Annotated in this window: 16 protein-coding genes; 10 read left to right on the forward strand and 6 right to left on the reverse strand. The window is 54.4% G+C overall.

Annotation, left to right across the window (positions count from 1 at the left end; translation table 11 throughout):
• Positions 1–43: 43 nt before the first annotated feature.
• Entirely contained in the window at positions 44–382 is a 339-nt protein-coding gene (locus tag P1X16_RS18870) for a helix-turn-helix domain-containing protein (RefSeq protein ID WP_277232182.1), read from the reverse strand.
• Positions 383–529: 147 nt separating this feature from the next.
• On the opposite strand from P1X16_RS18870, the gene P1X16_RS18875 reads away from it, so the two are divergent.
• Complete coding sequence (locus P1X16_RS18875) at positions 530–1294, forward strand: MBL fold metallo-hydrolase (RefSeq protein ID WP_277232185.1); 765 nt, start codon at positions 530–532, stop codon at positions 1292–1294.
• A 186-nt stretch (positions 1295–1480) separates the two neighbouring features.
• On the opposite strand, the gene scpA is transcribed toward P1X16_RS18875, so the two are convergent.
• Together scpA and P1X16_RS18885 are read right to left on the reverse strand one after the other, a co-directional pair.
• Positions 1481–3619 (reverse strand): methylmalonyl-CoA mutase, encoded by a 2139-nt coding sequence (gene scpA, locus P1X16_RS18880; protein ID WP_277232187.1) that lies wholly within the window; start codon positions 3617–3619, stop codon positions 1481–1483.
• 230 nt (positions 3620–3849) lie between these two features.
• Entirely contained in the window at positions 3850–5634 is a 1785-nt protein-coding gene (locus P1X16_RS18885) for a methylmalonyl-CoA mutase family protein (RefSeq protein ID WP_277232188.1), read from the reverse strand.
• Between the two features lie 201 nt (positions 5635–5835).
• Between P1X16_RS18885 and P1X16_RS18890 the strand changes: the two genes are divergently transcribed.
• From P1X16_RS18890 to dnaA, 4 genes are all read left to right on the forward strand, one after another.
• Positions 5836–7068, forward strand: a complete 1233-nt coding sequence (locus tag P1X16_RS18890) for a hypothetical protein (protein WP_277232190.1) — start codon at positions 5836–5838, stop codon at positions 7066–7068.
• Positions 7069–7211: 143 nt separating this feature from the next.
• Complete coding sequence (locus P1X16_RS18895) at positions 7212–7982, forward strand: 5'-nucleotidase C-terminal domain-containing protein (protein WP_277232192.1); 771 nt, start codon at positions 7212–7214, stop codon at positions 7980–7982.
• A gap of 94 nt (positions 7983–8076) precedes the next feature.
• Positions 8077–9003: a metallophosphoesterase gene (locus tag P1X16_RS18900; RefSeq protein WP_277232196.1), complete on the forward strand. Its 927-nt coding sequence runs from the start codon at positions 8077–8079 to the stop codon at positions 9001–9003.
• 153 nt (positions 9004–9156) lie between these two features.
• Entirely contained in the window at positions 9157–10650 is a 1494-nt protein-coding gene (dnaA, locus tag P1X16_RS18905; RefSeq protein WP_277232198.1) for a chromosomal replication initiator protein DnaA, read from the forward strand.
• 91 nt (positions 10651–10741) lie between these two features.
• Here the strand turns inward: dnaA and P1X16_RS18910 are convergent, their stop codons facing one another.
• Both P1X16_RS18910 and P1X16_RS18915 read right to left on the reverse strand, forming a co-directional pair.
• Entirely contained in the window at positions 10742–11230 is a 489-nt protein-coding gene (locus P1X16_RS18910) for a hypothetical protein (RefSeq protein WP_277232201.1), read from the reverse strand.
• A 191-nt stretch (positions 11231–11421) separates the two neighbouring features.
• A complete protein-coding gene (locus P1X16_RS18915) occupies positions 11422–11850 on the reverse strand; it encodes an OsmC family peroxiredoxin (protein WP_277232203.1) in 429 nt (142 codons plus the stop codon).
• Between the two features lie 170 nt (positions 11851–12020).
• On the opposite strand from P1X16_RS18915, the gene P1X16_RS18920 reads away from it, so the two are divergent.
• From P1X16_RS18920 to P1X16_RS18930, 3 genes are all read left to right on the forward strand, one after another.
• Positions 12021–13517: a GH3 auxin-responsive promoter family protein gene (locus P1X16_RS18920; RefSeq protein WP_277232206.1), complete on the forward strand. Its 1497-nt coding sequence runs from the start codon at positions 12021–12023 to the stop codon at positions 13515–13517.
• A 556-nt stretch (positions 13518–14073) separates the two neighbouring features.
• The gene (locus P1X16_RS18925; protein ID WP_277232209.1) at positions 14074–14520 is read left to right on the forward strand and encodes a hypothetical protein; all 447 of its coding nucleotides are present in this window, start codon (positions 14074–14076) and stop codon (positions 14518–14520) included.
• A 232-nt stretch (positions 14521–14752) separates the two neighbouring features.
• Positions 14753–15166 carry a response regulator gene (locus tag P1X16_RS18930; RefSeq protein WP_277232212.1) on the forward strand — a complete coding sequence of 138 codons (414 nt, stop codon included), beginning with the start codon at positions 14753–14755 and terminating at the stop codon, positions 15164–15166.
• A gap of 11 nt (positions 15167–15177) precedes the next feature.
• Here P1X16_RS18930 and P1X16_RS18935 read toward each other — a convergent pair whose 3' ends face one another.
• Positions 15178–17439: a PAS domain-containing hybrid sensor histidine kinase/response regulator gene (locus tag P1X16_RS18935; RefSeq protein ID WP_277232215.1), complete on the reverse strand. Its 2262-nt coding sequence runs from the start codon at positions 17437–17439 to the stop codon at positions 15178–15180.
• Between the two features lie 529 nt (positions 17440–17968).
• Here P1X16_RS18935 and P1X16_RS18940 point away from each other — a divergent pair.
• Positions 17969–18433: a 3-oxoacyl-ACP synthase gene (locus tag P1X16_RS18940; RefSeq protein WP_277232218.1), complete on the forward strand. Its 465-nt coding sequence runs from the start codon at positions 17969–17971 to the stop codon at positions 18431–18433.
• Between the two features lie 214 nt (positions 18434–18647).
• Positions 18648–19820 carry a 1-deoxy-D-xylulose-5-phosphate reductoisomerase gene (locus P1X16_RS18945; protein WP_277232221.1) on the forward strand — a complete coding sequence of 391 codons (1173 nt, stop codon included), beginning with the start codon at positions 18648–18650 and terminating at the stop codon, positions 19818–19820.
• Positions 19821–19918 lie beyond the last annotated feature (98 nt).

Raw genomic sequence — 19918 nt, forward strand, 5'->3', positions numbered from 1 at the left:
TAGTGTATTGCTGGCACCATTTTATACGTAACCAGCAGTACGATCAGGAAATCTGCACCACGCCTTCTATGTGGGTTAGGGCCCATTGCTCCAGTTGCTGAAGAATGGGGGCTAGCTCTTGGCCTTTGCTGGAAAGGTGGTAGGTAACTTCGGGTGGAAAGCCGTTGTGTACGGTGCGCTCCACCAAGGTGGCCGCTTCCAACTGGCGCAAGTGTTCCAACAGCACCTTCTTCGACACGCGCGGAATCTCTCGCCACAGCTCGGTGAACCGCAGCGGGCCCGACGACAAGTGAAAGATGATAATGGGCTTCCATTTGCCGGAAATCTGGTCGAGAGCCACTTTGGCGGCGCAGCATTCGATGTCGTGGTAGGTATGGCGCATGAGTGGGAAACGAAAAGGTGAACAGGTAACCAATTGGTAACCTTCTTGAGCCCGGAGTGGGGTAGGGGTACTTTTGGCCCCGCAGGATGCTAGCTGTCATGAACGACGGCGGCGTCCAGTCAAGGTAGTGCTTAACCCGCTTTTCCGATGCAAGTTCAATTAATTCGTCATGCCACGCTGCTGCTGAAGGTGGCCGGCAAAACCATCCTGGTAGATCCTATGCTGGCGCCCCGGTTCCAGTACGACCCAGTGCCCATGTCCGCCGGCAACGACCGGCGCATCCCGCTGGTAGACCTGTCTTTCGCCTCCGATGAGCTACCCCAGCTGCTGACCTCGCTCGATGCCGTGCTGCTCACCCACACGCACCCCGACCACTGGGATGCTACCACGCTAGAACTCCTCGCCAAACACTTGCCCATCCTGTCGCAGCCCGCCGATACGGAAACGCTCCGAGCCCAAGGCTTTACAAACGTGCAGCCAATTGAAAAGCAGCTCGATTGGGAAGGCATCCAGCTATACCGCACCGGCGGCCAGCACGGCACCGGCGAAATCGGGCAGCAAATGGGTACGGTTTCGGGCTTTGTCGTGGAGGCCGAGCAAGTGCGCCTCTACATTGCCGGCGACACCATCTGGTGCGAAGAGGTAAGCGCTGCCCTCGACCAATACCAGCCCACTGCCATCGTGCTGAATGCCGGTGCCGCCCAGTTCCTGGTAGGAGACCCCATTACTATGACAGCCGTTGAGGTAGTGAAAGTAGCCCACTATGCGCCGCAAGCCACGGTGTACGCCGTCCATACCGAAACCGTCAACCACTGTACCGAAGACCGCGCCACCATCCAAAAACTAGTAGAGCAAAACAACTTAACAAATCGAGTACACGTGCCCGCTGATGGCGAATGGATAACACTTTAAAAGCATAAGCAGCAACTATGTATTCTGTAAGTGAAGGCTGAACCAAGCGTACCACTATGTAAAAGCAAAAGGGCCCGTTAGTAACGGGCCCTTTTGCTTCTATATGTTAGAAGTACACGACTTGAAGTTACTAATTTCAGTGACCATGTGTGTAAATTCTAGTTGTTGAAATATTTCAAAAGTTGCTTACTCCCCCAACTTCTCCAATATCTCCTGTGCTGCTACGGCTATGACCGTTCCGGGTCCGTACACCCCGGCTACGCCAGCATCGTAGAGGAATTGGTAGTCTTGGGCAGGGATGACGCCGCCGGCAATAACGAGGATGTCTTCGCGGCCGAGCTGCTGTAGCTCCTGGATGAGCTGCGGAATCAGGGTTTTGTGGCCGGCGGCGAGGCTGCTCACGCCCACCACGTGCACGTCGTTTTCGGCCGCTTGGCGGGCTACCTCGGCGGGGGTTTGGAAGAGGGGGGCAATGTCCACGTCGAAGCCCACGTCGGCGAAGGACGTGGCAATGATTTTCGAGCCCCGGTCGTGGCCATCCTGGCCCATTTTGGCTACCATCATGCGGGGGCGGCGGCCTTCATTGGCGGCAAAGTTGTCGGCCGCTTGGCGGGCTTTGGCAAATTCTGCGTCGTAGTCCATTTCCTGCGAGTAAACGCCCGATACCGTGCGGATGGTGGCTTGGTGGCGGCCATATACCACTTCCAGCGCATCCGAAATTTCGCCGAGGGTAGCACGCAGCCGGGCGGCCTGCACTGCTAGAGCTAACAGGTTGTCGTCGCCAGAGCGGGCGGCTTCCGTGAGGGCAGCTAGGGCCTGCTGCACCGCTTTGGTGTCGCGCTCCGCTTTGATGGTATTGAGGCGGGCAATCTGCGACTCCCGTACGGCGGCGTTGTCGATGTCCAGGATTTCGATTTGCGTCTCCTGGGCCTGCTGCTCGTTGGTGAGGCGGTAGCGGTTCACACCCACAATCACGTCCTTGCCCGAGTCGATGCGGGCCTGCTTGCGGGCCGAAGCTTCCTCGATGCGCAGTTTGGGTAAGCCGGTTTCAATGGCCTTGGCCATGCCGCCCAGTTCTTCCACTTCCTGAATCAGCGCCCAGGCTTTGTTGGCTAGCTCGTGGGTGAGGGTTTCCACGTAGTAGGAGCCGCCCCAGGGGTCCACTACGCGGGTGATGTCGGTTTCGTGCTGGAGGTAGAGCTGGGTGTTGCGGGCAATGCGGGCCGAGAAGTCCGTGGGCAAGGCAATGGCCTCGTCGAGGGCGTTGGTGTGCAGACTTTGGGTGCCGCCCAGCGCGGCGGCCAGCGCCTCAATGGCGGTGCGGGCCACGTTGTTGAACGGGTCCTGCTCGGTGAGCGAGTAACCCGAAGTCTGGCAGTGCGTGCGCAACGCCAAGCTCTTGGGGTTCTGCGGCTCGAACTGCTTGAGCAGCTTGGCCCACAGCAACCGGCCAGCCCGGAGCTTGGCAATTTCCATGAAGTGGTTCATGCCAATGGCCCAGAAGAACGACAGCCGCGGGGCAAACTGGTCGATGGTCATGCCCGCCGCCAAGCCCGCCCGCACGTACTCCAGCCCGTCAGCCAGGGTGTAGGCCAGCTCTAGGTCGGCGGTGGCACCGGCCTCCTGCATATGGTAGCCCGAAATGCTGATGGAGTTGAACTTGGGCATGTGCTGCGCCGTGTAGGCGAAAATGTCGGCAATGATGCGCATGCTCGGCTGCGGCGGGTAGATGTAGGTGTTGCGCACCATGAACTCCTTCAGAATGTCGTTCTGAATGGTGCCCGCCAGCTTGTCGGGGCTCACGCCCTGTTCCTCGGCCGCTACTATATAGAAAGCCATGATGGGCAGCACCGCCCCGTTCATGGTCATGCTCACCGACATCTGATCCAGCGGAATCTGGTCGAAGAGAATCTTCATGTCCTCCACCGAGTCGATAGCCACGCCGGCCTTGCCCACGTCGCCTACCACGCGGGGATGGTCGGAGTCGTAGCCGCGGTGCGTGGCCAAGTCAAACGCCACCGAAAGGCCTTTCTGCCCGCCCGCGAGGTTGCGGCGGTAAAAAGCGTTGCTTTCTTCGGCGGTGCTGAACCCCGCGTACTGCCGCACGGTCCAGGGGTTCTGCACATACATAGTAGCATAGGGGCCCCGCAAATACGGCGCCTGACCCGCCCCAAACCCGAGGTGCTCGAAGCCAGCTACGTCCTCGGCCGTATAGTAGCTTTTCAGCTCGATGCCTTCGGGCGTGACGTTGGTAGCAGCTTCAGCCGGTGGTACAGCTGGCAGTTGTGCGGCATTATAAGGAATACTCGAAAAGTCGGGTTTCATCTTTTGCGGTAAGAAGACAGTTTTCCTTTATCATTATCAGCCCTTATGTATTATCCCCTCTTATTTGTCATCCTGAGGCGGTAGCCGAAGGACCTTATGCCTGCTGAACGAGTAGTTGCAACTGCTGACGTTCAACTGTGAGAAGGTCCTTCGCAAGCTCAGGATGACAGATAAGAGGGGACGAGAGGAAGCAAGGCTGGAAACAACATTTTATATGGTTGTCTGGTAGGTTATTTTCCTTGCAACCGGGCTAGTACATCCTCGGTGCTGTAGCCTTGCACGGTGAATTCCTGAAAGCCAAACACCCGTACGGCTTCCTGTAGGGTAGCCAGGTCGGCAGTAATTAGGACTGGGGGCACAAAGGTTGAGTCGTCGTCCGCAATTCGGTAGATGTAGCGCGCAAATCGGCCGAACTGCTCGGGCGTGGCGTACATCAACGTGGCTTCCTCGGTAGAAGAAAACAGCACCGACAACGTCCCCACCGGGTGCGACTCATGCAGAGTAGGTTGCTCTTGGTCGGACAGCAGCCGCAGAAACGACTCTTCAATCAGCTGGTTGGTGTGCGAGCCAAGGAGTACTACCGCCGCCCGCTTCCGCTTTTTCTCCCGGCGCTCGAAGTGCAGGCTGGTAGCTAACCGTAGCACCTCTGAAGGGTAGGTAGCACGCGTCGAGTCGAATTCGCGGCTGCGCAACAGGCGTTTTGGGTTGAAGTCGAAATGCTCGCGCGTGTTCTGAAACCGGTTGGTACCTACCACCACTTGCTCGCCGGTGGCAATGCGCCGGAACTGCGCTTGCGCGGCCTCGTGCAATTCCTGCATCACCATGCCAATTGCCCCTGGCAGCCCACCTTTACCTTCAATCTTCTGAAACAAAGTCCAGGCTCCGCGGGCCAAGGTATCGGTGAGGGTTTCCAGATAGTAAGAACCGGCAGCCGCGTCTTGCACTTGTCCCAAGCCTACTTCCTCGCGCAGCAACACCGACAGGTTGCGCGCCAGCCGGTCCGAGAATTCATTGGGGTCGTGAAACAGACAATCGAAGGGGCGGACGCTGAGCACGTCGGCGCCGCCGAGCACGGCACTCATGGCCTCGGTCGTCACGCGCAGCAAGTTGGTGTGCGCATCAAGCGTGGTTTGGCTCCACGACGAAGTTTCGGCCCAAATTGGCACCTGAGCTGTTTCGGGTGGCAGCCCGTAGGCGTGCAGCAGCGTAGCCCAGAGCCGGCGCAACGCCCGCAGCTTCGCAATTTCAAAAAAGTAGTTGGGGTTGATAGCAACGTGCACTCGCATAGCTGCTGCTACGTCGGCAACGGAAAGTGTCTCGGTAGGCAACTCGCTTAGATACGCCGCCGCAGTGGCTAGTGCGAAAGCCACTTGTTGCGTAACAGTGGCTCCCCGGTTGCCGAAAAAAGCGGCATGCACCGTCAGAGCCCGAAAATTCGGCATGCGTTGGGTAAGCGTAAGCAACTCCCGCAGTTCCTGGAGTTGACCCTTCACATTGGGCAAATGGTTGCTGATGGGGTCATGCTGCAAGAATCCCTGTAGCTCGGTGGTGCCTGTGGCTAGCAACCGTTGCACAAAAGCTGCTGGCGCGGCAGTAAGCGAGTATCCAATATAAGTGGTGTCTAGCGGCAGATGGGCATGCAAAAACTCCACATCGAAAGTTGTGGCATCGGCTACTACAAAGTGGGCTCCGTCTGCGCCTCTGGTTAGTGCTTCGGCTGCTCGCTGAATGGTGGCGTGGCCTCGCTCGCCTGTTGGCACCGCGTAGGTAGGCACGTTGCGCCAGCTATTGCCTAGAGCACCAGGGCGCAGTTGAGGGGCAGCAGGTTCGGGCAACGCCTCCAGGGCTTCGCGGTGGTAGAAAGGCTCTAGCGTGAAGCCGTCTGGCGTCTGCCAGCGCAGCAGGGCTGGGTCCGCGCCCTTTAGGTCGCGCGCAATACGAGCCTGCCAGGCTTCTGTGCTTACAGGTTCAAATTCAGAAAAGGAAACAGACGCGGGGCGCGGCGTGTCAGGCATAACGAAACTCAGGTGGGGAAGAGAAACAGCGCAGAAGCGGGCTAAAGATACCGGTTCGAGGACAGATACGGGAGTTGGAGAGACAAGAAGGGTTCGGCTATATTTGCCGGCTTTTAACGGATAAGATTATTCTGCCCTTGTTGTTTTATTTCTAGTTGCTTACAAATGCCAAGAAAATTACTCCTATTACTGCCCTTGCTTTTGAGCTGCACCGTAGCGCTTGCCCAAACTAACTTTCGACCTGGTTACGTATTACCGCTTTCCGGTGATACACTGCGTGGCGAAGTAGATTCTCGAGGAGCACAGCGCAACGCCCGTTTGGCCCGCTTTAGAGCATCGGAAGGAGCCCCCATTACGGAATACCAACCGCGGCAATTGCGGGGTTACGGGTTCAACGGCGACCGGGTCTACCAAACAGAAACCGTGCTGTTAGCAGATTCCGTGGGACGTCCATCCTTGCTGGATGCCCCAGCCGACACCATCAAGCGGCCCTCTTTTCTAGAGGTGATTGTGCGTGGGTCAGCTAGCTTGCTATACCTGCGCGACCAAGCCGATAAAGACCACTACTATTTGCTTACCGCAGATGCACCAGTGCAAGAACTGCTGCAAAGCACCCGGCGAGTAGTGGAGAATGGAGTCACTTACCAAAGAAAGTCAGACGAGTTTCGGTACGTATTAGCGGCTGCTACCAAGCAGTGTTTGGTGCTTCAGCCCTCAATCAACTCCATACGCTATGGCTTAAACGAACTGGCCAGTTTTGTGCGCCGCTACAACGATTGTGTGGGCGCACCATCGGCTACCCCTGCCAGTAAGAGCCACCAAAACCGAGTGCAGCTTGGCTTTGTGGTTGGGGGCGAGACAAGTCAACTAGTTTTAAACGAAAACTACCCGGGTAAAACGATAACGTTCAGAGGTAATAGCGCTATTCAACCAGTACTAGGAGTAGCATTCAATCTGCGTCTTATAGGGTTTAACCGAACACTTTCGGCGCGAGTCGAAACGCTATATGAGAGCCAACGCTATGAGCCTAAGTATCGCAATGCAACAGGATTTGGCCGTGAGTATCGGGCTAAGTTGACAGGTATTCGGGTTCCTGTATTGGTTTGCTACACCTATCCCAGAGGCAGAATTCAACCGTTTCTGCAAGTCGGGTACAGCTTCAACCATCTATTGAAAGCCGATAACGAAGCCCGCAATGTGTATCCGCCAACAACGGGAACAATTCCTCCCGCGCCCTGGACACCGGTAGTTGAGTCTCGTCGGTTCGAGCAGGGACTGGTTGGGGGAGTCGGTCTGACTACTGCCCGTCCCGATAAGCGCAATGTGGCCGCTTCGGTGCGGTACGAGCGTTCGGATGGGTTTAGCGACATCCTCGGTTTTGGTAGTCGCGTCAACCGATTGTACGTGCTTCTAAGCTACGATCTGACTCGCTAGCAGCTGTTTTCTACCAGCCACCGTGAACCGAAGCCCGGTCCCCTTCGTTCGCGGCTTTAGGATTTACAAATACATAGCATCCGAACAACTCCCGTGCGGCGGCTGTATCTTTGTGGTCCGCAGTCCTCTTCTTCACACCTCCGATGCATTTTCTCTTCTCTCGCACAGCAGCACTGAGCCTGCTAGCCGCCCTAGCGCTTTCGTCGGGCTGCCAGCGGGCTGCCTATGTGGCTAAGCCAACGTTGCAGCCCGTTACGGCCCAACCCGTTGGCAAAACCCTCGCCGACGACCCTACGGCAGTGGCCACTATTGCGCCCTACCGCCAGCGCGTGACCGAGCAAATGGCGGCGGTTATCGGAACGGCTCCTAGTGCCTTGGTGAAGAGCAATGGGGAGTCGCCGCTAGCTAATTTCGTGGCGGACTTGCAGCGGACCCGCGCCAGCCGTGAGCTAAATCAGCCCATTGATCTAGGCGTGATGTCCAACGGGGGCCTGCGGGCCCCATTGCCAGCCGGGCAAGTAACGCTAGGCTCGGTGTTCGAGCTAATGCCGTTCGAAAACGAATTGGTGGTGCTAGATGCTCCCGCTGCCGTGGTGCAACAGCTCTTCGACTATGGGGCGCACGTGAAAATGGCCTTCTCTGGCGCGACGTACACCGTTAGCCCCGATGGCAAAGCCACCGACATTCGCATCGGCAACCAGCCGTTCAACCCCGCTCAGAACCGCGTCTACACCATTGCCATCAGTGACTACCTAGCCGGTGGTGGCGACAATATGGTGTTCTTCAAGTCTATTAAGCCCCGTGGTACGGGTGTACTGCTGCGCAATGCTATTGCCGACCAGATCCGGGAGCTAACCAAGCAGGGCAAGCCCGTGGAAGCAAAGGTGGAAGGCCGAGTGAAATCGACTAGTTGAGTAATTACTTGACTACGTTCGATGCTTACCCTTCTCTGCTACGCATAGTAGCTAGCTCCACTTCCTTCATACCAACTCACTTACACCAAACGAAGTGAATCGTCGCGAATTTCTTAAACATACAGGAGTAGGTGCCGCAGGAATGGGCTTGCTAGGCCTAAGCGTACCGGCAGCCGCAGCCGATACCAAAGCCAACCGGCTGGTAATCCTGCACACCAACGATATGCACTCCCGCATCGAGCCGTTCCCGGATAATGCTGCGCAGTACGCGGGCATGGGCGGCATGGCCCACCGGGCCACGCTCATCAAGCAGGTGCGGGAGCAAGAGCCACACGTGCTCCTCCTCGACTCCGGCGACATCTGGCAGGGGACGCCGTATTTTAACTTCTTCATGGGAGAGCTGGAGTATAAGCTCATGAGCGAAATGAAGTACGATGCCAGCACCCTCGGCAACCACGATTTCGACAACGGCCTCGAAGGATTGCAGAAGCAGCTACCCAACGCCACTTTCCCTTTCCTGATTTCCAATTACGATTTTACGGGCACCGTCTTAGCGGGCCGCTTCCAGCCCTACAAAGTGTTCGAGAAGGCCGGGCACCGTATTGGCGTGTTCGGGCTTGGCATAGAGTTGGCCGGCCTAGTAGCCGATAAAAACTTTGGCGCCACCAAATACCTCGACCCCATAGCCACGGCCAAGGAGATGGTAGCCAAACTGCGCGGCCCCGAAAAGTGCGATTTAGTTATCTGTCTCTCGCACCTCGGCTACAAATACCAGGGCTCCAAAGTCGACGACTTCAAGCTAGCCGCCGGTGCCCCTGGCATCGACCTGATTTTAGGTGGCCACACCCATACGTTTCTCGACAAACCTGACGTTGTAGCAGGACCCAATGGCCACCAAACGCTCATCAACCAAGTAGGATGGTCCGGCATCAACCTGGGCCGCCTCGACTATACGTTTGAGCGCGGCACCCGCCGGCCGAGCGTTGCCATGGCTTCTGTGGTGCCCGTGCAAGCTGCCTGATAAAACCTCGACAAATGCAAGTGGAAAAACGGTTTTTTCTCTCCTGACTTTTCCACATTTTTGTCTCCCTCTAAAAAAAATGGGCCTCTCTGGGGCCCATTCGCGCCTCTTCTATTTCACTCACGCACCTGCTGCTTTTGCCGTAACTACTTGATGCTGAAGGATTGCCATACAGTCTGGGCCAACTGCCTTCGCGTCATCCAAGCTACCATTGGTGAGCAGAGCTTCCGAACGTGGTTTCTACCCATTGTTCCGGTTGCGTTACAGAACAACGTGCTCATCATTCAGGTACCGAGCACCTATTTCTATGAGTTCTTAGAGGAGCATTACGTCGAGGAGCTGAAGCGGGCTATTCACCAGGAGCTAGGCCCGGATGGGCGTCTGGAGTATAGCATTGTAGTGGACCAGGGCAACAGCCAGAACCAGCCCCGCACCCTCAACCTGCCTACTACTCGCAAGGTGGCTGGCCCCGCACCCGTAGCTACGCCTGCCGCGGCCTTGGCTGCTAGCCCTATGTCGTCTTCGGTGCGTAATGTAGCGGCCGCAGCGGCGGCACCGGTCACCCAAACCACGCTGCGCAACCCCTTCGAAGCCAGCAAGGCTGTGGACCGGCACTATCTGCACTCGCAGCTCAACGGTAGTTATACTTTCGAGAACTATATCGAGGGTGACTGCAACCGCTTGTCACGCTCAGCGGGTTTGGCCGTGGCCAACAAGCCGGGCACTACTAGCTTCAACCCGCTCATGATCTATGGCGGCGTAGGCTTAGGCAAGACCCATCTGGTGCAAGCCATTGGCAACCACATCAAGGCCAGCAACTCCGACAAATTCGTGCTGTATGTGTCGGCCGAGAAATTCACCAACCAGTTTATCGAAAGCTTGCGCGCTAACGCCGTGCAGGATTTCGCCAATTTTTACCTGCTGGTTGACATCCTGATTCTGGACGACGTGCAGTTTTTGTCGGGCAAAGACAAAACGCAGGAGATGTTCTTCCACATCTTCAATCACCTGCACCAGGCCGGCAAGCAGATTGTCATGACTTCCGACCGGCCCCCGCGCGACTTGGTAGGATTGGAAGACCGGCTGCTTTCCCGCTTCAAGTGGGGCCTCACCGCCGACCTGCAAAGCCCCGACTTCGAGACGCGCATGGCCATCATTCAAAACAAAATGCAGCAGGATGGCATCGACATCCCGCCGCAGGTGGTGGAATACTTGGCGCATTCGGTCAATACGAACGTCCGCGAGCTGGAAGGCGTGCTGATTTCGCTGGTGGCACAAAGTAGCCTCAACCGCCGCGAAATCGACTTGGAGATGGCCAAGCAAGCCCTCCGCCACATCATCGAGGAAGTGGAGGCTGAAGTAAACATCGACTTCATCCAGAAAACCTGCGCCGAGTACTTCAGTGTGCCGCTGGATTTGCTGAAAGCCAAAACCCGCAAAAAGGAAGTTGTAACCGCGCGGCAAGTGGCCATGTATTTTGCCAAAGAACACACCAGTCACTCGCTCAAGAGCATCGGGCATCACTTCGGCGGCCGCGACCACAGCACCGTCATTCACTCCGTGCAGACCGTTTCGGACCTCATCGATTCCGATAAGAGTTTCCGCAATCAGATAGCTGAGTTGCGCAAGAAGTTTGCTGGCAAATAGCCAGTACTAGCTACCTCCCAATAAAAAAGAAGGCACTCCGAATGGAGTGCCTTCTTTTTTATTGGGAGCTGAAACCTAAGAGTAGTCTGTCTTATAGATTCGGCTGTGCGTCGTGCAGCGGAATTTGATATTGGGCAGCAAAGCTGCGGAGCTGTTCCCGCAATTGGCGCTTGCGTTTGCGGCCCCGTACTTCTCGAAGACTTAGGGTATAGGTGCCGTCTTCCTTGGTATGAACCCGAACTTGCTGTAGCATTAACTCCAAGCGGTTGATAGCCTCGGCCGCAAACACTTGCTTAGGCCGAAATAGGCCATTCTTGTGCACGATGTAGCCCGGCGTAAATTCCAGATAGCTCTGTGTACCAAACACGGGGGCGTTGTGTACAAGCACGTAGCCGATGTACACCAAGCTGAAAATCAGGAACACATAATGCAGAAAATGCATGTCGTTCAGGCCGCTGTCGGTGACGATTAGAGTGAGAGTATACGCCACCCAAATGAGACCGAAGGATAATTGTCCCCAAAACGGAATGCGGGAAGTGTTGGCGGGTTGGAGACGAATGCGGGTAGAAGCTGTAGGCATAGCGGCGTAAATGGTCGCAACAAAGGGCAAAGAAAGCGAAAAACCGGCAACGCACGGAGCGCAGCCGGTTTTAGAAGGCACTCAGTTAGCGTTGTCGGCCCGACAAAAGACGAACCTAAGTAAGAACGTTGAATTACTTACTAGGGATTCCTTTTTCCGCTCGATAGGCGAAGTGTCGGTACGCTACTTTGTTATTTCAACGTAGCAGAAGCTAGCTCCATTTCCGGAACGGCACTCAGAACCTGCGAAACAGGGCAATTAGCCTTGGCTTTTTCAGCGTACTGCTGAAATTCTTCCTGCGAAACACCCTCGACTTCCCCTTCGGTGGTCAGCGTAATCTTGACGATTTTCGGAACCTCGCCTGAAGTGTCTAGCGTCACCTTCGACTCCGTACGGATCTGCTGCACCTGCTTGCCGTCTTTGGTTAAGATGCTGGTTAGGAACATGGTGTAGCAACCGGCATGGGCCGCGCCAATAAGCTCTTCTGGGTTGGTGCCTTTTTGACCTTCAAAGCGGGCGCCTACCGAGTATGGAGCCGAAACTGTTCCGCTCTGGGTAGTGATATTGCCGCTGCCTTTGATGTCGCCGTTCCAAACAGCGTTTCCGCGTTGATTGATCATATGTGTGGATTGATGAATGGTGAAATGAAGTCGTGAAGGTATACACTGAAATCGAAGGATAGATAAGCGCTAGCATAAAGGGTAGTTTTCAGCTTGCCTTATCTTTGAACGGTGGCTAGCAGTTCCTTCTCAGCTACTCAACATTCTGCTCATCCCTACATTCTGTTTCAATGGGCCTGAAATCTGCCTTGAGCCGCCCGCTAGCCACTTACATTACCAACCAATACGCGCGTTGGCAGCAGGACCCCATTGGCACGCAGCAGCGGGTGCTTCACAGCATTGTGGCAAAAGCTAGCGGCACTGCTTTCGGTAAAGAGCATGACTTCGGCGCTATCCAGTCGGCGCAGGACTTGGCCCTGCAGGTGCCCGTGCGTGACTACGAGGGCCTTGCGCCATATTTCGAGCGGGTGAAGCACGGGGAGGCGAATGTACTCTGGCCAGGTCGGCCGCTGTATCTGGCTAAAACCAGCGGTACCACCTCCGGGGCCAAGTACATTCCGCTTACCAAAGACAGTATTCCCAACCATATCAATGGCGCCCGCGATGCCCTGTTGCACTACGTGCGCCGCACCGGTAAAAGTACTTTCTTGGACGGCAAGCTGATTTTCCTGTCAGGGAGTCCGGAGCTAGAAGAAGTCGGCGGTATCCCAACGGGGCGCCTGTCGGGTATCGTCAACCACCACGTGCCGGCCTACCTGCGCCGCAATCAACTGCCGAGCTACGCTACCAATGTCATCGACGATTGGGAAACCAAGCTGGCGCGCATTGTAGACGAGACGCTAGCGGCACCTATGACCCTGATTTCGGGGATTCCGCCGTGGGTGCAGATGTACTTCGACCGCATTGTGGCGCGCACGGGTCGGCCGGTAGGAGAGGTATTTCCTGACTTTAATCTGTTCGTGTACGGCGGCGTCAACTTCGAGCCGTACCGTAAAAAGTTATTCGATACCATCGGGCGGCCGGTGGATAGCATCGAGCTGTTTCCGGCCTCCGAGGGCTTTTTGGCTTTCCAGGACGAACCTGGCAACCCTGGGCTATTGCTGCTACTTGACGCGGGCATCTATTACGAGTTCATTCCGGCCGAACAGTTCTTCGAGCCCAATCCGCCCCGCCTTTCCCTGGCCGACGTAGAGTTAAACAAGCAGTACGCGTTAGTTCTCAATTCCAATGCCGGCCTGTGGGGTTACAGCCTCGGCGATACGGTGCGCTTTGTGCAGAAATATCCGTTTCGGGTGGTAGTGAGCGGACGGATCAAGCACTTTTTGTCGGCTTTCGGCGAGCATGTTATCGGAGAGGAAGTAGAGCAAACACTGCGCGAGGCCATGCAGCAGCACCCGGAGGTGGAAGTGGTGGAATTCACCGTGGCACCCCGCGTCAGCGACGACCCCGCCATCCCGTCGCGCCACGAGTGGCTGATCGAGTTTGCGCGGCCTCCGCACGATGTTGCAGCTTTTTCTGCGGCGTTGGAAGCGGGCCTGCGCCGCCGCAATGTCTACTACGACGATTTGCTTACCGGCAACATCTTAGCACCGTTGCAACTGACGCCGCTGCCAGTGGGCGCCTTTCAGCGTTACATGAAAAGCCTAGGCAAACTCGGCGGCCAAAACAAAGTGCCGCGCCTCAGCAACGACCGAACAGTCGCCGATGGGTTACACAAAGCTGGTTAGTAATAGGAACGGCAGTGATGCCTTAGTAAAGCTGTTTTAAGAAATAGTGTAGAGCACACCGCAGAATTCTCTAAATAGCTTCAATAGTCGCAATAATAGCAGTGGCAAACGGAGAAATAAGGTTTAGCGCTACCGTAGACTACGATACACACTGTACGTTCGATGTAGCTGTTCATGGAGAACAGTAGAAAGTGCATACCTACATTCTGGGGAACCTAACTACCTGGAAAGAATTTGGGCGGAGGCTGCTTGCTTTCCCGGTTACTGTAGCAGATCGGGTAGTCTTTGAGGACAGTAGTAGTCTACACAATCCTTATTTCGGTCTTACGGTCTATTGCTTTGATGCCAGTGGTCATTCCGCAATACAAGTGGTTTTTGACAACCGCGCTCCTGACCCTGACCGGTATTATATTTCCTTTTCTATTCTGGCGGAGGTTGCTGCCATCAACCGTTTAGGGCAGATGCTTTTGAATTGGGATGTTGCTGTTCGCCCCGAGCTAGTGTGGGAGGCCAAAACAAGTTAATGCTCTAAACAGCGTTCCTCTGTTTATATCGCATGCGCATTGCCTTCGACCTTGACAATACCTTGATTCGTTGTGGCTATGATTTCCCGTTGGAACAGCCTCGGCGTCGCCTATGGGCGAAACTATTAGGTGGGGAACCGCTGCGCGAAGGCATTGTGGCGCTGGCAGAGTATTGCCGTCAGCGCCAATGGCAGGTGTGGGTGTACACTACCTCGTACCGGAGCACCTGGTACATACGCAAGCTGTTCTGGCTGCACGGCATCTATTTAGACGGGGTAGTAAACCAACCGCGCCACAACCGGGAAGCCGCTGCCAACTGTACCAAACACCCGCCAAGCTTCGGTATCGACTTACTGCTGGATGATTCAGAAGGTGTTCGTCTAGAAGGGGAGCGGCACCAATTCCGGGTGTTGGTTATTCAGCCGAACGACAAGGAATGGGTGACACAGGTGCTAGCAGCATTTGATGCGCTCAGCTAGTCGAGCGTAAAAACAAAAAGTGACAGTTCACTGAATCTGATGCGCATTGTTGGTGCGTATGTCCTCTTAAAGCATAAATATTTACTGGATAAGTCTGGTCTGATAAAAAGTAAATAATCTTTTCATTATCCTATCTTTGTACAAGGAATACTGTGAACAGATTACACACCTGTTTTTGCTGATTAATACCGTTCTCTTAACTGCTCTTTTCACAGAAGAATATCCTCGTTAAATGACGCACAAATACACTGCTCCACTACCCGCTCTAACCTGCGCCGTATTGGATGATGATGAAATAAACCGCTTTACTCTCGAGCATTATATCCGGCTTAGTGGCTCCTTACAATTAGTGGCTTCACTTTCGGGAAGTATAGAAGGGTTAGACTTTTTTAGCACTGAGCGGCGCGTTGACGTGTTGTTTCTAGACGTAGAAATGCCCGACCTCAATGGGTTAGACATGCTGCGCCTGTTACCTGAGCCTCCTCAAGTGGTATTGACTACTGCTTACGAAAACTGCGCTTGGGACGCCTTCGAGTTAGGAGTGGCCGATTACTTAATCAAACCATTCGATTATGCCCGTTTTGCGCAAGCCGTACAGCGCGTGGCCGAACGGTTGCGGACGAGGCCCTATTCGTCGGTACGATAAGCTAGTCGGTGCTAGTTAAAACTTGGAGGTACTGTCGTGACCGGGAACAGTAGGTCGGTGTGCTGACGGAGTTGAGCTAGAAGCTCCGGGAGAGTGGCAAGGAGGAGTTGAGTGGCTGCATAGCGGGACGTATCCTGAGTGGTAGGATCTTCCAATTCTTGGATAACTTTCAATAGCCTCTCTACTTGGAATAGCTTTAGAGTAGGTTTGAGTTGGTGAGCACACGCAGCAACGGCCACCCAATCGGCGGTTTCGTGGGCTTTCTCAAGTTTGGCTATTATAATGGGCGTGCTGGTGATAAAGAGCTCGAGAATTCGCTGCACGAAATCTAGTTTGCCATGCCCCATTTCATAAAGTCCGCTTAAGTTGAAAAGCGGGGTAGCAACTAAAGGTGGCGTCTTACGCACGGCTAGCATTTTGGTCAACAGGGCCGCTTCGTCGAAGGGCTTGGCCAAGCAGTCGTCCATGCCTGCTGCTAAATACTTCTCGTTGTCGGTTCGGAAGGCATTAGCTGTGAGGGCAATGATGGGGGTACGGGAGCGGAGCGGCTCAGGATGGCGGCGCATAGCCGCTGTTACGTCCAACCCACTCATATCGGGCATTTGAATATCCATAAGCACCACATCATAGAAGGTGTGTTGAAAGAAGTTCAACGCAGTCATGCCGTCAGGAGCAGCATCAACCACTACGCCGAATTGCTCGAGTACTAATTGCGCCAATTGGCGGTTTACATCGTTATCTTCCACCAGCAGGACCCGCCAGCCTCGCACCGACTCTGCCACTTGCTGAACAGCTGCCAGTTCTTCTACAAGCTGTACCTCGGGCCCAGCCAACGAAAAAGGCAGCGTAAAGCTGAACGTACTGCCTTGGCCGGGCTGGCTGCACAACACCAAGTGGCCACCAAGCTGCTGCACCAATCGGCTGCTGATGGCTAAGCCTAATCCTGTGCCGCCAAAATGTCGAGTGGTGTCGGAGTAAGCTTGGGCAAAACTTTCAAAAATTGCTTCTTGCTTTTCTACTGCTACGCCCAGGCCGGTATCAGTAACTCGAAAATTAAACGTGAGCGTAGTGTCAGCTTCTGCCTGTACATAGCAATGTAGCGCCACATAGCCGTGTTCGGTAAACTTGATGGCATTGCTGAGCAGATTAAGCAAGACCTGACTTAGCCGATGCGGGTCGCCGAGTACAAGTGGAAGCGGTTCGGTGGGAAGGGTGAGTTCAAAGCCGATGCTCTTTTCAGTGGCTCTGAATGCCTGAATCTGGGTGGTGTTGCGAATTGTATCGACCAAGTCGAAAGGGATGTGCTCTAATTCTAGCTTGCCAGCTGTAATCTTGGCCATATCCAACACATCGTTCAAAACGCCAAGCAGGTGGTTGCCCGAGTTGCGGATAATGGTTAGGTACTCCTGTTGCTGCGCATCTAGTTTAGTTCGGGCCAGCAGGCCTGCCATACCAAGCACGCCATTCATGGGTGTGCGAATCTCATGGCTCATATTGGCCAAGAAAGTTTCCCGGACTTGCACCGCCGCCTCAGCTTCGCGCCGAGCTTGGTGTATGGCTTGCTCGGCTAAGTAGCGGTCGGTGATATCGGCGCTAGAACCGACCATCAGGCGCAGCTTACCATCGGAGCCGAACACGGGTTGAAATAGCCGAAGCCAGTGGCGGGTGCCTGCCGAGCCTTCAAAGGTTTCTTCCCACGTCACCTCTATACCTTCCTCCATTGCCTGCCTGAACTTCGCTTCGCGTTGCAGAGCCATCGTTCGTGGATGGTTGAAATGGGCGCAGTACTCGAAGTTGTCTTTGCCAATGATCCACTCGCGAATCTGGTCGTTGCGTACTGCCGTCAAGTTGACGTATTGGTAGCGGTGGTGTAGATCAAAAATTGCCACTCCTGTTGGCAAGTTCTGAAGCACCGTTTCAAAAAAATCACGCTCTGCTAGCTGGCTTTGCTCGGCCTTGTATCGGTCGGTAATATCGGTGAGATATAAAGAGTAGGACTGGCTGCTTGGTACTACCGTCAGTGAGTAATAGTGCCCTGCAACCGCTACATCTTGCGCCGAATTGGCAGTAGTGTGCCGTGCTAAGGAAAGCAGCCATTGGCGAGGACAAGTGCCCTCTGTAGTTGCTATCAATTGCAATAGTCTTTCAGCAGCAGGATTAGCGTATACTACATCAGCCGAAAAAGAAAGCTGTAGTACGGGGTTAGGATTTTGCGTGAGAAGACGCAATGCCAAAGCTTCTTTAGAAGCAATGGGAGTAGTAACAATCGACATTGTATAATTCAATAAAGCTATAAATATACAATCCTGTTTTGCTTGCTACCAAAAGCTTTATAACTGTTATTATCTGCAAGGTTCCTAATGGCTCTTTTATTTATACAGGTGGCTGTAATCTGGCTTCTGCTGGTAATAGTTATAAATAACATTGCGTATAAATATGCGGCTTTGTAGGGGTGCTACCTTAAAAGCAATTGTGATATACTGATAGTGTGTAGCCGCTTATTCAGAGGCGCGATAGAGTGTCAATGAGCCAACAAGCCTGCATGAATATCCAACTCATAACATTATGTTGGAGAGGCGAAATGCAATGTAGTTTTCGTGCAGATAACAGGTAGCTTACCCTTATAGATGGCCGCATTACTTCCAGCAATCAGAGCGGCCAACAATAAGTAGAAGGCTATTATTTATGCTTGTTTAATTGAATGTCGGCTTGCCACCTAGTTTCCTACTAGCTCAACCTTGATGCAACAAGTTGGTCTGGTACCTATGTATGGTAGGCATACGCTTTCTTACCTAATATTTGATGACACAACCTTCATCCACAATTAAACCGTTGCTTCACGCTGCTTGCGCTGCCTTCGTGGCGGAGCGTATTGAGGCAGCGCAAGCGGCTATGCTCACAGCACAAGAGTCAGCCAACTCCGAAACAAAGAGCAGTGCCGGCGACAAGTACGAGACGGGTCGCGCTATGGCCCAGGAAGAACGTAACCGCAATGCAGTGCAGCTTCAGCAGGCCCTCCAGCTGCAAGGAGAGCTAGCACGCATCAACCCCGAGGTAGTTTCCGATGCTGTGCGCCCTGGCGCGCTAGTGGACACCAGCATGGGATGCTTCTATATCAGTATTAGCGCCGGAAAGCTTACAGTTGATGGGCAAGACTACTTCGCCGTATCGGCGGCTGCGCCTGTGGCCGCTGCCCTTACTGGCAAGCGTGCAGGGGAGGATGTAGTATTCAATGGAAAGAAGGTGCAAATACAGCAAGTGGAATAAAAACGCGAAAAGAATTGGGTAGTGAGTTGCGTCAGCTTGCTGGTTACTGTACAAGGCCTAACCTGTTCACAGCACAGCTAAGTAATAAACGCAAATAACCGCTTCGAGTAGGAGCGAATGGCAATAAAGAGAGGTGGTACTCAATAGCTCAATCAGCTACCAGTAGCAGGCCCAACAGGATTGCCGTACCTTCGCTGTGCAAGCTTCCTCATCAATGCCTTCTGTCTTTCCCAAACGCATCACCCTGCTCGGCTCTACTGGCTCTATTGGTACTCAAGCCTTGGACGTAGTTCGCGCCAATTCCACTCGCTTTACTATTGCAGTTCTATCGGCTCATTCCAACGCCGAATTGCTGATTCAACAGGCCCGCGAATTTCGGCCCGCGGCCGTTGTAATCGGCGACGAAACTAAGTATGCGGCTGTTAAAACGGCCCTCGCTGGACAGTCCGAAACCGAAGTGCTGGCTGGCGCTGCTGCTCTCACCGAAGTAGCCGGCCGGCCTGATTCCGATATTGTACTGACGGCTATGGTGGGTTATGCCGGATTGCTGCCTACAGTGGCTGCTATCCGAGCCGGCAAAGACATAGCGCTGGCTAATAAGGAAACCCTGGTTGTGGCCGGCCAGCTAATTACGCAGCTAGTGCGAGAATACAACGTGGGGCTATATCCAGTTGACTCCGAGCACTCGGCCATTTTTCAGTGCTTGGTAGGCGAGGAGCGTAACCCCATTGAAAAGATAATCCTGACAGCTTCGGGTGGTCCTTTCCGGGGCCGCACCCGAGACCAGTTAGCCTCTGTCACGAAAGCGCAGGCACTCAAGCATCCCAACTGGGATATGGGAGCCAAAATCACTATCGATTCGGCTTCCCTTATGAACAAGGGGCTAGAAGTAATAGAGGCCAAGTGGCTGTTTGGTCTCCGCGACGACCAGATTGATGTGGTGGTGCATCCGCAAAGCATCATTCATTCCCTGGTGCAGTTCGAAGACGGCTCCCTAAAAGCGCAGCTCGGCCTTCCCGACATGAAGCTGCCTATTCAATACGCACTAGGCTATCCGCACCGCCTGCCAGCTAGCTTTCCGCGCTTCTCCTTTCTTGATTACCCACAGCTCACCTTCGAGCAACCCGACAAAACGGCCTTCCGCAATCTGGCCCTCGCCTTCGACGCCATGGGCCGCGCCGGCAATTCGCCCTGCGTGCTAAATGCCGCCAACGAAATAGCGGTTGCGGCTTTTCTGCGCGATGAGGTGGGCTTTCTGCAAATGTCGGAATTGGTAGAGGACTGCCTTTCGCGCGTTTCGTACCTTGCACAACCATCGCTCGACGATTACGTGCAGACTGACAAGGAGGCACGCCGCATAGCGCAGGAACGGCTGGCGCGGTATTAGGTGTTACAAGAAAAAAGCTGACGAGTAGTTAAGTGAAGAGTGACAAGCATGGAGCGTTCTTGTTGTTGTCTTGCTTCCATACCGGTACACGTCATCTA

Source organism: Hymenobacter sp. YC55 (assembly GCF_029433095.1).
Taxonomy (GTDB): domain Bacteria; phylum Bacteroidota; class Bacteroidia; order Cytophagales; family Hymenobacteraceae; genus Hymenobacter.